Source organism: Pseudomonas sp. ES1, from assembly GCF_050586605.1.
GTDB lineage: Bacteria > Pseudomonadota > Gammaproteobacteria > Pseudomonadales > Pseudomonadaceae > Aquipseudomonas > Aquipseudomonas sichuanensis.
This window is the reverse complement of record NZ_JBOBDM010000101.1, coordinates 1-11292: the sequence shown is the minus strand read 5'-3', so window position 1 is coordinate 11292 and position 11292 is coordinate 1. Positions and strand designations below refer to the sequence as shown.

The 11292-nt window shown below is 66.2% G+C and carries 13 protein-coding genes; 4 read left to right on the top strand and 9 right to left on the bottom strand.

What is annotated here, in order from left to right; translation table 11 throughout:
* Nucleotides 1-455 (bottom strand): sterol desaturase family protein (locus ACQ4N9_RS25795; protein ID WP_430934040.1); only part of this gene is annotated, 455 nt, incomplete at its 3' end.
* 440 nt (nucleotides 456-895) lie between these two features.
* Between ACQ4N9_RS25795 and ACQ4N9_RS25790 the strand changes: the two genes are divergently transcribed.
* Entirely contained in the window at nucleotides 896-1609 is a 714-nt protein-coding gene (locus tag ACQ4N9_RS25790; protein ID WP_390969325.1) for an MgtC/SapB family protein, read from the top strand.
* Here the strand turns inward: ACQ4N9_RS25790 and dksA are convergent.
* From dksA to ACQ4N9_RS25775, 3 genes are all read right to left on the bottom strand, one after another.
* The gene (dksA, locus tag ACQ4N9_RS25785; RefSeq protein ID WP_390969323.1) at nucleotides 1606-2013 is read right to left on the bottom strand and encodes an RNA polymerase-binding protein DksA; all 408 of its coding nucleotides are present in this window, start codon (nucleotides 2011-2013) and stop codon (nucleotides 1606-1608) included. The genes ACQ4N9_RS25790 and dksA overlap by 4 nt on opposite strands.
* 89 nt (nucleotides 2014-2102) lie before the next feature.
* Nucleotides 2103-3440 carry a dihydroorotase gene (locus ACQ4N9_RS25780; protein WP_390969321.1) on the bottom strand — a complete coding sequence of 446 codons (1338 nt, stop codon included), beginning with the start codon at nucleotides 3438-3440 and terminating at the stop codon, nucleotides 2103-2105.
* 2 nt (nucleotides 3441-3442) lie between these two features.
* Nucleotides 3443-4003 (bottom strand): carbonate dehydratase, encoded by a 561-nt coding sequence (locus ACQ4N9_RS25775; protein WP_110996531.1) that lies wholly within the window; start codon nucleotides 4001-4003, stop codon nucleotides 3443-3445.
* A 265-nt stretch (nucleotides 4004-4268) separates the two neighbouring features.
* Between ACQ4N9_RS25775 and ACQ4N9_RS25770 the strand changes: the two genes are divergently transcribed.
* Complete coding sequence (locus tag ACQ4N9_RS25770) at nucleotides 4269-4772, top strand: GNAT family N-acetyltransferase (protein WP_390969319.1); 504 nt, start codon at nucleotides 4269-4271, stop codon at nucleotides 4770-4772.
* Between the two features lie 4 nt (nucleotides 4773-4776).
* Here ACQ4N9_RS25770 and ACQ4N9_RS25765 read toward each other — a convergent pair whose 3' ends face one another.
* Entirely contained in the window at nucleotides 4777-6345 is a 1569-nt protein-coding gene (locus tag ACQ4N9_RS25765) for a sensor domain-containing diguanylate cyclase (protein ID WP_125858540.1), read from the bottom strand.
* A gap of 78 nt (nucleotides 6346-6423) precedes the next feature.
* Nucleotides 6424-7251: a DNA-binding protein gene (locus ACQ4N9_RS25760; RefSeq protein WP_390969317.1), complete on the bottom strand. Its 828-nt coding sequence runs from the start codon at nucleotides 7249-7251 to the stop codon at nucleotides 6424-6426.
* Nucleotides 7252-7428: 177 nt separating this feature from the next.
* Between ACQ4N9_RS25760 and ACQ4N9_RS25755 the strand changes: the two genes are divergently transcribed.
* Entirely contained in the window at nucleotides 7429-8259 is an 831-nt protein-coding gene (locus ACQ4N9_RS25755; RefSeq protein WP_390969315.1) for an alpha/beta fold hydrolase, read from the top strand.
* Between the two features lie 13 nt (nucleotides 8260-8272).
* Here ACQ4N9_RS25755 and ACQ4N9_RS25750 read toward each other — a convergent pair whose 3' ends face one another.
* Complete coding sequence (locus tag ACQ4N9_RS25750; RefSeq protein WP_390969313.1) at nucleotides 8273-9151, bottom strand: LysR family transcriptional regulator; 879 nt, start codon at nucleotides 9149-9151, stop codon at nucleotides 8273-8275.
* Nucleotides 9138-9266, bottom strand: a complete 129-nt coding sequence (locus tag ACQ4N9_RS25745) for a hypothetical protein (RefSeq protein WP_390969311.1) — start codon at nucleotides 9264-9266, stop codon at nucleotides 9138-9140. Before ACQ4N9_RS25745 ends, ACQ4N9_RS25750 begins: the two co-directional genes overlap by 14 nt.
* A gap of 22 nt (nucleotides 9267-9288) precedes the next feature.
* On the opposite strand from ACQ4N9_RS25745, the gene ACQ4N9_RS25740 reads away from it, so the two are divergent.
* The gene (locus ACQ4N9_RS25740) at nucleotides 9289-10281 is read left to right on the top strand and encodes an NAD(P)H-quinone oxidoreductase (RefSeq protein ID WP_390969341.1); all 993 of its coding nucleotides are present in this window, start codon (nucleotides 9289-9291) and stop codon (nucleotides 10279-10281) included.
* A gap of 37 nt (nucleotides 10282-10318) precedes the next feature.
* Here ACQ4N9_RS25740 and hchA read toward each other — a convergent pair whose 3' ends face one another.
* Nucleotides 10319-11164, bottom strand: a complete 846-nt coding sequence (hchA, locus tag ACQ4N9_RS25735) for a glyoxalase III HchA (protein ID WP_390969309.1) — start codon at nucleotides 11162-11164, stop codon at nucleotides 10319-10321.
* Nucleotides 11165-11292: the final 128 nt, after the last annotated feature.

Sequence of the window (11292 nt, the reverse complement as noted above, 5' to 3'; positions counted from 1 at the left end):
TGCCGGCGTTTCAACTGCTGTTTCAGAACCCGCAACGGCGGCGCATAGAAGAACCCGAACGACACACTGCCCTGGCGGCCTTTCACCGCATGGTGCAACTGATGCGCCCGATGCAGGCGCTTGAGGTAGCGGTTGACCGGCTTCGGCGCCCGTGGCCAGTGCCGGTGAAAAAAGCCGTCATGGGCCAGCACATAGGCCACGCCATACCCCGCCACACCGCCGCCCACCCACTGCAACGGCGCGTGCCCGGCCTTGCCCAGTGCCACCAGCGCCGTGGCGATCAAGCCCAGGGCGACAAGATACAGGTCATTGGTTTCCAGCATGCCCAGCTGCGGTTCATGGTGCGAGCGGTGCAGCCACCAGCCCCAGCCATGCATGACGTACTTGTGGGCCAGCGTGCCGACGCCCTCCATGGCCACCAGGGTGCCGAACAGCACGGCGAGATTGAACAGCATGGGAGGGTCCGGGGGTTGGCAACGAAAGGCGCAAGGGTACCACTGCCCAGCGCCGATGTTCCATGAAGGCCGCCCACCTGCACGCGCCCGCCGTAACACAAATGTCATGCGCCCAGCCTTGACCCTGCCAGGCTCAAGGCGTAAGGTCCGCCGCGCATTCAAGCATCCCCCGCACAGGAGACCCCTGCATTGGACAGTAGCCCCAGTCGCTTGCGACAGGCCCACACGGCGAGCTAGTCCGGCAGTGTCCCTGCCACTGTCTCGCCGCACTCGGTAGACGGTGGTTTTCTCAGGTCTCAGACGACCTACCCCTCCTCCTCTTCCCCGCCCCGCCACTTCGTTGGCGTGCCGGCCCGTGGTCCTGCGCATTCACCGTTTTCAACCGCGCCGCTGTGCAAGCGGCGCCTGCATGGGCCAAGGCCTGTGAAACGAGGTTCGCTATGGATTGGAAAATCTTTCTGCTGCGCGTGAGCGTGGCCCTGGTACTCGGCGCGCTGATCGGCGCCGAGCGGCAACTGCGTCAGCGCCTGACCGGCCTGCGCACCAACGCGTTGGTCAGCACCGGCGCCTGCCTGTTTGTGCTGATGACCCAGGCCGTGCCGGGCATGAGCCCCAGCGATGCCTCGCGCATCGCCGCCTATGTGGTGTCGGGCATCGGCTTTCTGGGCGGTGGCGTGATCATGCGCGACGGCTTCAACGTACGCGGCCTGAACACCGCCGCGACCCTCTGGTGCACCGCCGCGGTCGGGGTGCTGTGCAGCCTCGGCCTGTTGCTGGAGGCCGCGTTGGGCAGCCTGGTGGTGCTGTGCGCCAATATCCTGCTGCGTGACATCGCCCAACGCCTGGACCGCCAGGATGTGGTGCCGGCCAGCGAGGTCGAGCAGCGTTTCGAAGTGCGCATCGTCTGCCGCGCCGAGGACGAGATCCAGGTGCGCAGCCTGATGCTGCACAGCCTCAGCGACCCAGGCCTGCGCCTGCAGTCGCTGCACAGCGAGGACCTGGCTGACCCGGCGCGCCTGGAAGTGCGTGCCGAACTGCTGGGCAACCCGCAGGCACCCGCCACGCTGGAACGCCTGGTCAGCCGGGTGAGCCTGGAAAAAGGCGTGAGCTCGGTGCGCTGGCAGCTGCAGGCCCTGGCGCTGAACAGCGATTAAGCGTCGTGGCGCAGATGCCGCTCCCGCAGCTCCTGGCGCTCCTTGGCCTCGATGCTCAGGCTGGCGGTGGGCCGCAGCAGCAGGCGGCGCAGGCCGATCGGCTCGCCGGTTTCCTCGCACCAGCCGTACTCGCCACGGGCCAGGCGCTCCAGCGCATGGTCGATCTTGTCCAGCAGCTTCTTTTCGCGTTCCAGCGAGCGCAGCTGCCAATGGCGTTCTTCCTCGGCGCTGCCGATATCGGCCGGGTCGCTGTGCACCTCCTGCTCGCGCAGGGCGCGGAATTCCTGGTCGATGCGGGCCTGCAGCGCGTCGCGTTCGGCCAGCAGCAGGTTGCGGAAGTATTGGCGTTGGGGTTCGTTCATGTAGGCGCTGACAGGCTGGCGCAGCAGTTCGTCTTCGGTCATTGGTGTACTCCTGTGAAATTCTGGGGGCGCTTTGCGCCCCAATCGCTGGCAAGCCAGCTCCCACACCGACCGCGCCGCCGGCGGTTGGGCTAGCGCTCAAACATCAATGGCAGCCCCTGGCAGCCGTCCTGCACCCGCCCCTCGTGCCAGGCCAATTGCCCGGAGACCACCGTGCTGCGCACCACATGGTGAAAACTGCGCTGCGCAAACGGCGTCCAGCCGCAATGGGCCAGCACCGGATCGGCCGCCACCGGGCGCGGCACAGCCAGGCGCTCTACCAGGGCAAAGTCGGCCCAATACCCTTCACGCAAGAAACCCCGCTCACGAATGGCGAACAACTCGGCCACCGCGTGGCTGGTCTTGCGCACCACCTGCGCCAAACTCAAGGCCCCCTCGCTGACCAGCTCCAGCGCCGCCGGTAACGCGTGTTGCACCAGCGGCAAGCCGGCCGGCGCGCGGCTGTAGGTTCGGCGCTTTTCCTCCAGCGTGTGCGGCGCATGGTCGGTGCCGATCACGTCGATGCGGTCCTCGGCCAGCGCCCGGCGCAGCGCCTCTCGGTCGCTGGCGGTCTTGATCGCCGGGTTGCACTTGATCAGGTGGCCGAGGCTGGCGTAGTCGCTGTCGTCGAAATGCAGGTGGTGCAGGCACACCTCGGCGGTGATGCGCTTGCCGGCCAGCGGGCCGGGCTCGAACAACGCCAGCTCCCGCGCGGTGGTGAGGTGCAGCACGTGCAGCCGGGTGCCAAAGCGCCGGGCCAGCTCGACGGCCAGGCTGGACGAGCGATAGCAGGCCTCGGCATCGCGAATCAGCGGATGCGCGGCCGGCGGGATGAATTCGCCGTGTCGGTCACGCCACCAGGCCTCGTTGTCGAGGATGCTGGGCGTGTGTTCGCAATGGGCGAGGACGATGGTCGGCGCATAGACGAACAACTTTTCCAGCACCTGCGGGTCGTCCACCAGCAGGTTGCCGGTAGACGCGCCCATGAACACCTTGATCCCGGCCACTTCACGTGGATCGAGGGCGGCAATGGTGTCGAGGTTGTCGCGGCTCACGCCAAAGTGAAAGCCATAGTTGGCCTGCGACCCCGCCGCCGCCCGGCGCCGCTTGTCGGCCAGGGCCTCGCGGGTCAGGGTTGGCGGGCTGGTGTTGGGCATGTCCATGAAGCTGGTGATGCCCCCGGCCACCGCCGCCCGCGACTCGCTGGCGATGCTGCCTTTGTGCGGCGCGCCCGGCTCGCGGAAATGCACCTGGTCGTCGATCATCCCCGGCAGCAGGAAGGCGCCCTTGGCGTCTATCTCCCGATCTGCGCGCACGTTGTCGATGCTTGCGCCGATCCGCTCGATGCGGCCGTGGCGCACCAGCAAGTCGGCGTCGAACTCGCGCCCCTCGTTGACCAGCCGGGCATTGCGTACCAGCAGCGTGTCCATGCTCAGAACTCGTTGTGCAGGGCCTTGTAGCCCTGCACCAGGTCGATGTTGGTGCGCGCCACGTCCTCGGAGAACTCCGAGGCCGAAACGCTCACCGGCGGGTAGCTGGCAAGGTCGGTGTGCGGGCCGATGTGTTCGGTGGGCGGTACGTAGAAACGCGCCGGCAAGTCGCGGCCATCGACCACCGAGTTGTGCCGCACCACGCTGCCGTCACCCACCTTGCAGTTGAACAGCACGCTGTTGAAGCCGATGAACACCCGGTCGCCGACCTCGCACGGGCCGTGCACGATGGAGCGGTGGGCAATGGAGCTGAATTCGCCGATGCGCACCGCGGCGCCGGATTTGGAGTGGATCACCACGCCATCCTGGATATTGGAGTTGGCGCCGATGACGATCGGCTGCATGTCGCCGCTGGCATCCACCTCGTCGGCGCGGATCACCGCGTAGGGGCCGACGAACACGTTGTCGTGGATGATCACCTTGCCGCAGATGATCGCGGTGTGGTCGATGTAGGCCGAGGCGGCGATTTCGGGGAGATGGCCGGAAGGGTTTCTGCGGATCACGGAGGGAGACCTTGGTCGGTGAGAGCTGCAAATGTTACGTTATAACACTAACAATGCAAACACTCTCGACGGGCCTCATCGCTGGCAAGCCAGCTCCCACACAACGAACTTGCACGGCCCCTCCTACAAATACAGTTGCTCCTACCTCGATCGCATAACCCTGTGGGAGCTGGCTTGCCAGCGATTAGGCCGGCCCAGGCCAGCATCGATCTTGATCACCTCTGGCTTTAGGGCACAATCCCACTACCCACCTCGAGCCCCTGCCATGACCGTTCGCCCCACCCTCGCCACCGACCTCCCCCTGCTGCCCGCCATCGAACGCTCCGCCGCCCAGGCGTTCAGGCAGTACCCGACATTGGCCTGGCTGGCCGACAGCGAGGTGATGGATGAAGCAGCGCATGCCGAATTTTTCCTGGCGGGCACCAGCTGGGTGGCGGTGGATGCGCAGGACCGGCCATTGGGTTTCCTGTGTGCCAACCGTATCGACGCGGTGCTGCACATCGATGAGCTGTCGGTCCGCCAGGACGCCCAGGGCCAAGGCCTTGGCCGGCAGCTGCTGGATCGGGCGGTGGCAGCGGCGCACCAGCTCGGGCTGCAGGCAGTGACGCTGACCACCTTTGGCGAAGTGCCGTGGAATGGGCCGTTCTACCAGCGTTATGGGTTCGAGCGGCTGGGGGATGCGGCGCTGGATCAGCGCCTCAAAACGATATTGGCAGGCGAACGGGCGCATGGGCTTGAAGATCGCTGTGCCATGCGGCTAGCCGTTTAGACGCTCAGGGCTGCACGCCGACCTCCACGCTGCCCGCCAGGCAAAACCTGTCCCTGCCCTGGTGCTTGGCCTGATACAGCGCCGCATCCGCCGCAGCCATCAGGTTTTCTGGTGTCACCGCCTCCAGGGTGGGCGCCCCCACGGCGATGCCGGCGCTGACCGACACCTGCCCCAGCGGGCTGCCAGCGTGTTCGATGGCCTGGCGGCGCAACAGTTGCAGGACTTCCTGGACGATCTGGCTGGCGCCCTGGGCATCGGTATTGGGCAGCAACAGGGTGAACTCCTCGCCGCCATAGCGCACCGCCAGGTCGCCCGGGCGCTTGAGCACTTGCTTCAACAGCCCGCCGAAACGGCGCAGGCACTCATCGCCGGCCAGGTGCCCATAGCGGTCGTTGTAGGCTTTGAAATAGTCGAGGTCGAGCATCACCAGCGCCACCGCATAGCCCTGCCGACGCGCCCGACGCAGCTCCGGCTCCAGCACCGCGTCCAGCCGCCGGCGGTTGCCCAGCCCGGTCAAACTGTCGGTCAGGGCCAGCGCCTTGAGCGTCTGGTGGGCCTGGTGCAGCGCCCGCTCGATGACGATGCGTTCGCGTAACTGACGCAGCACCACCCAGCCAAAGCCGGCCACCCCGACCAGCAGCAAGACCAGCACCACCAGCGACTTGAGCATGTCGTGGCGCCACGGCGCGATGATCGACTCGCGGGACAACCCCGCCTCCACCACCAGCGGGTAGCTCGACAACGCGCGAAATCCATACAAACGTGGGGTGCCATCAACCACCGCCACCGCCTCGGCCACGCCCTCGCTGGCATAGGGCAGGTATTTGCGGAAGATATCGCTGCCCGCCAGGCTGCGGCCGATCACCTGCTCGACGAATGGCCGGCGCACGAGGATGGTGCCGTCGCGCTTGGCCAGCACCAGGGCGCCGCGCTCGTCGATCTTGAAGTCGCCGTAGTAGCGCACGAACCAATCGACCTTGATGGTGCCCAGCAGCACCCCGGCAAAGCGACCGTCAGGGTAGTCCAGGCGGCGCGAGATGGGGATGATCAGGTCATTCGTCGAGCGGCTGCGCACCACCTCGCCGATGCGTACCTGGCGGTCGGCGTGGGTGCGGTGGTAGATGAAATAGTCACGGTCGGCGTTGTTGGCATTGGCCGGCACCACGTCCTGGTCGGTGACCACCCAGCTGCCGTCCGGCGCGTAGACGAACAACCCGTGCAGTTGCGGCATGATCTGCACCTGCTGCTTGAGCAGCGCATGCAGGCGCGGCCGGTCGATGTGTTCGAAGCCATCGCCCTCAAGGCGCTCGGCCAGCGCCGCGGTAATGGCATCGACCTGGCGGATGGCGTCCTCGGCGTGCTGGGCGGTGGCCCGGGCCAGGTTGGTCACCGCGTTCTCGGCGTTGAAAAAGGCCTGGCGGTAATCGCGCCAGATCCGCCAGCCCTCGATCAGCATGAAGGCCAGCATCACCACGGCCATGAAACCCAGCACCAGGCGGAACAACGCCACGGCACGGCCCTCGCCGGTCACGGCAAAGGCGCCCTCCTCAGTCTGCTTCCTGGCTGCGCACATCTGGATCCCTTGTCATCCAACTCTCGACGGCAATGACTATAGCCTGCCCGGTAGCCGCTTAGTGGGTCGCAGCCCCGCTCATCCTGGCTGCTGGCTGGCGCGCAGCTGGGCCAGCTGCTGGTCGCGCTCGGCGCACTGACGGCGCAGTTCTTCGCCGGCACCCTGGGCCTGGGCAAGAATCGCGCGCAAGCCTTGCACCTGGGCATCGCGTTGCTCCAGCTGGCCGTCAAGCAGAGTGCGTTGCGCAACCGCCTGGCGCTGCTCGGCCAGCAGGCGTTCGTTGTCGCGGTGCAGGCGGGTCAGCTCTTCCTGACGGGCGATGCCACCCTGCTGCAGGGTTTGCAACTGGCCCTGCAACTGCCGCACCTGGGTGTCGACACGCCGCTGCTGGTCTTCAAGCGAGCGGATCTGCGCGTCCTTGTCGGCCAGGCGCAGCTGCAGCTCACCGAGCGCCTGATCAAGGCTGGCGCTGCGCAACAGTTCCGCCTGCAGGCTGGCCTGGGTGGTAGCCAGTTTGTCCGACGCGGCCTGCAACGCACTGGCCTGAACCTGATGCTGCTGATGGGCAGCCGCCAATGCGCGCTGGCTCAGTTGCAGTTGCAGCTGCAACTGCGCGCACTGTTCGTTGTGCAGCGCCTCGGCCGCGTCGATGCGCGCCTGCCCTTCTTTTTGCAGTTGCGCCGCCAGTTGCGCGACCAGCCGCGTCAGCGGCTCGCTCAGGCTGGTGCTGTCAGCCAGGCCGACGGGCTGCTGCTCAAGGGATTTGAGGTGCCGGTGAATGGTGGTTTTAGAGCCGGTATTACCGAGTTCGATACGTATTGCATCAATGGTGGGATGCTCGCCCCTGGCCATCAGCGATTGCTGAGCCTGCTGAACTTGCGCTTTGCTGATGCCGGCCCGGGCCATGCTGTCTCCGATATTTCGTAGCGTGGTACGTATTACGTAATTGGCGTGAATTCTGCACCCGCGCGGGGTTCATTACAAGACGGAAGGTCATGGGCAAGCGCCGTTTGCTCCTACAGTTGTTCGACGGCCTGACAACTCAGGCTGCCTGCGCAGGCTCATCACACAGGAGAAGCGATCATGGGCTTCGTCACGACGAAAGACGGTGTGGAAATCTTCTACAAAGACTGGGGGCCACGGGACGCCAAGGCCATTCACTTCCACCACGGCTGGCCGCTCAGCGCCGACGACTGGGATGCCCAGTTGCTCTACTTCCTGGCACGCGGCTACCGGGTCATCGCCCATGACCGCCGTGGCCATGGCCGCTCAAGCCAGGTGTGGGATGGCCACGACATGGACCACTACGCCGACGATGTGGCAGCCGTGGTCAACCACCTCGGCAGCCAGGGCGCCGTGCATGTCGGCCATTCCACCGGCGGTGGCGAAGTGGTCCGCTACCTCACCCGCCATCCGCAGGACAAGGTGCCCAAGGCCGTGCTGATCAGCGCCGTGCCACCGCTGATGGTGCAGACCGAGAGCAACCCCGGCGGCCTGCCGAAATCGGTGTTCGATGACTTCCAGGCCCAGGTCGCGGCCAACCGCGCGCAGTTCTTCCACGATGTACCCGCCGGGCCGTTCTACGGCTACAACCGGCCCGGGGCGAAACCGGCCGAAGGGGTGATCCTGAACTGGTGGCGCCAGGGCATGATGGGCAGCGCCAAGGCGCACCACGATGGCATCGTCGCCTTCTCCCAGACCGACTTCAGCGAAGACCTCAAGCGCATCGACATCCCGGTACTGGTGATGCACGGCGATGACGACCAGATCGTGCCTTACGAAAACGCCGGGGTGCGCTCGGCCGAGTTGCTGCGCAACGGCACGCTCAAGCTCTACCAAGGCTACCCCCACGGCATGCCGACCACCCATGCCGAGACCATCAACGCCGATCTGCTGGCGTTCGTGCGCAGCTGAACAGGTGCCTTCGTCAGCCAGCCGATGGCATGGCGAAGGCGCGCACCAGCGCCTCGATCACCACCCGCATCCGTGCGGTGTGGCGCAAGTCCTGATGGGTGACCAGCCACACCTCATAGGGCTTGCGTCGCGCACGGGTCGGCCACAGCCGGCGCAGGCCGTCGCGCTCGCCGAGCTCGATGGGGATTTCGCCGATGCCCAAGCCGCTGGCGATCGCCCGCCGCAACATCAGGTTCGAGCCGACCGCCAGCGCCACCCGCGCCTGGCCTATCGGCTCATCCACCAAAGTCGGTGACGGGTTGCCGCGCCAATACGGCTCGTAGACCACCAGTTCATGACCGGTGAAACCGTCGCCCTCGCCCGGCTCGCCACAGCGCTGTACATAGCTGTCGCTGGCGAACAGGCCCAGCGACCAGCTGGCCAGCTTGCGCAGGACCAGGTCCGGGTTGTCGGGGCGCAGGTTGCGGATGGCGATATCGGTCTCGCGCTGGGACAGGTTGACCAGCTCCGAGCCACTGGCAAGGATCACCCGAATCTGCGGATGGCTCTGCTGCAACTGCGCCAGGGCCGGCAAGACAAAGTCGCAGGCCAGCGAATCGGTGGTCGCTATCCGCACCTCCCCGGCCAACTCGTTGTCGGTGCCCTGCAGCCGTGCGGCTAATTCCAGCGCCGCGCGCTCCATCTGCTGCGCCAGTTCCGCCGCCAGCTCGCCGCTGGCGGTCAACTGATAACCCGCGGGCGTACGCAGGAACAGGGTCGAGCCCAGGTCGGCCTCCAGCGCCGCCACCCGCCGCCCCACCGTGGCCTGATCGACCCGCAGCACCCGCGCCGCCCGGCGCAAGGTGCGTTCGCGGCTCAGTGCCAGCAGCATGCGTGCGTCATCCCAATTCATCAGCGCGTTCCTCGAAGAAAATCTGCAACGGTGCGCCGCAAAAACGCCGCGCGACCGCAAGGTGGTTGCGCCCTACCCTGTGCGGCACGTTGTTCAGAATGACAGAGGTCACCATGCGTCACATCCTTCCCCGCCACATGACTGCTATCGAGATCACCCAGCCCGGCGACCCGCAGGTGCTGCAGCCGACCATCCGCGACACGCCCCGGCCCGGCCCGCGCGAAGTGCTGATCGAGGTCCACGCCGCCGGCGTCAACGGCCCAGACCTGCTGCAACGCAAGGGCCTGTACGACCCGCCCGCCGGTGCCTCGGACATCCCCGGCCTGGAAATCGCAGGCAAGGTGGTGGCACTGGGCGAACAGGTCAGTCAATTCGCCCTTGGCGATGCCGTGCTCGCCCTGGTAACCGGTGGCGGCTATGCCGAATACGCCGTGGCCGATGAGCGCACCACCGCGCACCTGCCCCAGGGGCTGAGCATGATCGAGGCGGCGGCGCTGCCGGAAACCTTCATGACCGTGTGGGTCAACCTGTTCCAGCGGGGCGGTTTCAAGGCCGGTGACAGCATCCTGATCCATGGCGGCGCCTCGGGCATCGGCACCACCGCCACCCAACTGGCCAAGGCCTTTGGCGCAACGCAGATCTTCACCACGGTCAAGGACGCTGCCCAGCAGGCCGCCAGCCTTGAACTGGGCGCCGATGTGGCCATCGACTACACCCGCGAAGACTTCGTCGAGCAGGTGATGCTGCACACCGAGGGCAAGGGCGTGGATGTGATCGTCGATATCATTGCCGGCGACTACGTGGCGCGGAACTTCCAGGCCGCCGCCATGGACGGGCGCATCGTGCAGATCGGCGTGATCAAAGGGCCGGCCAGCGAGGTGAACCTGTTCCCCATGCTGACCAAGCGCCTGACCCATATCGGCTCGACCCTGCGCGCGCGCAGTGCCGACGACAAGGCGGCGATTCTCGCCGAGCTGCAGGCTCAGGCCTGGCGCCACGTGCACAGTGGCGCGGTCAAGCCGCTGATCCATGCCACCTTGCCGCTGGCGGCGGCCAGCCAGGCCCATGAGTTGATGGAGTCGGGCCGGCATATCGGCAAGGTGGTGTTGAGCGTGGCGCACGAGGGCTAAGCCGCCCAGGGCGCCACTTTGGTGACAAGCGTGCCGATCACCCGCCGCTGGCGGCCTTGAGCAGCGCCGCGGCGGCCAGCTTGCCCAGCGCATTGCCCGCCAGCGGGCTGTCGCCGGTGAGCAGCTTGCGGTCCTGGTGAACGGCGCCAGAAATACCGTCGTTGATGATTTCCACGCCACAGGCCTTGAGGCGCTCGCCGAACTTCCAGGTCAGGTGGCCGGGCATGTAGCCGATGTCCGGGGTCTTGGCATCCAGGTCATCGGGGAAGGCACACATCTTGTAGCCCTTGTAGAGGTGCCCGGCGGCCAGCAACGCGGCCGGGCCGTGGCACAGGCTGATGACGAATTTGTCGTTATCGGCGGCCCATTGCAGCACTTGCCCGACTTCCTTGCTGTGCGGCAGGCCGATCAGCGCGCCGTGGCCACCGGGGATGAACACACCGATGTAGTCGGCCAGCGAGCCCTCGAGTACCTCGGCCAGCTTGCGTGGCTGCTTGAACGCCTTGCGGTAGCGATCGAACAGGCCCAGCACCTCTTGGTCTTCACCGGGCATGGCCCAGTATTCGAACTTGACCGGGTTGCCCGACAGGGTGGCCACGTCGAAGGCGAAGCCGGCCTTGTCCAGGTGATACATGGGCAGCAGGGTTTCCACCGGGTGGTTACCGGTGGAGAACAGCGTGCCGTTGTCGGTGAGCAGGTAGCGCTCATCGGCACCGATCAGCAGGATTTTCCAGCGCCCGCCTTTATAAGGGGCCGGGTAGTCGGCGCCGCTGAGGTCGGACTTGCTTGACGTGAACTGGCTGAGGGAATACGGCGAGGGGAAGAAGGCGTTGTCTTCGGCCGGGTCTGGCTGTGGGCGTTTGTCGTCAGGTGAGGTAGTCATTGCTTTGCTCCTGTGCCTGGGGTGGGTAATTGGGTCCCTGCTAGGAGGCCACCGCAAAGGTGGCGTCGGTGAACGATGCTGCTTAACAGCCATCGCGGGGCAAGCCCGCTGCGTGGGAGCGGGCTTGC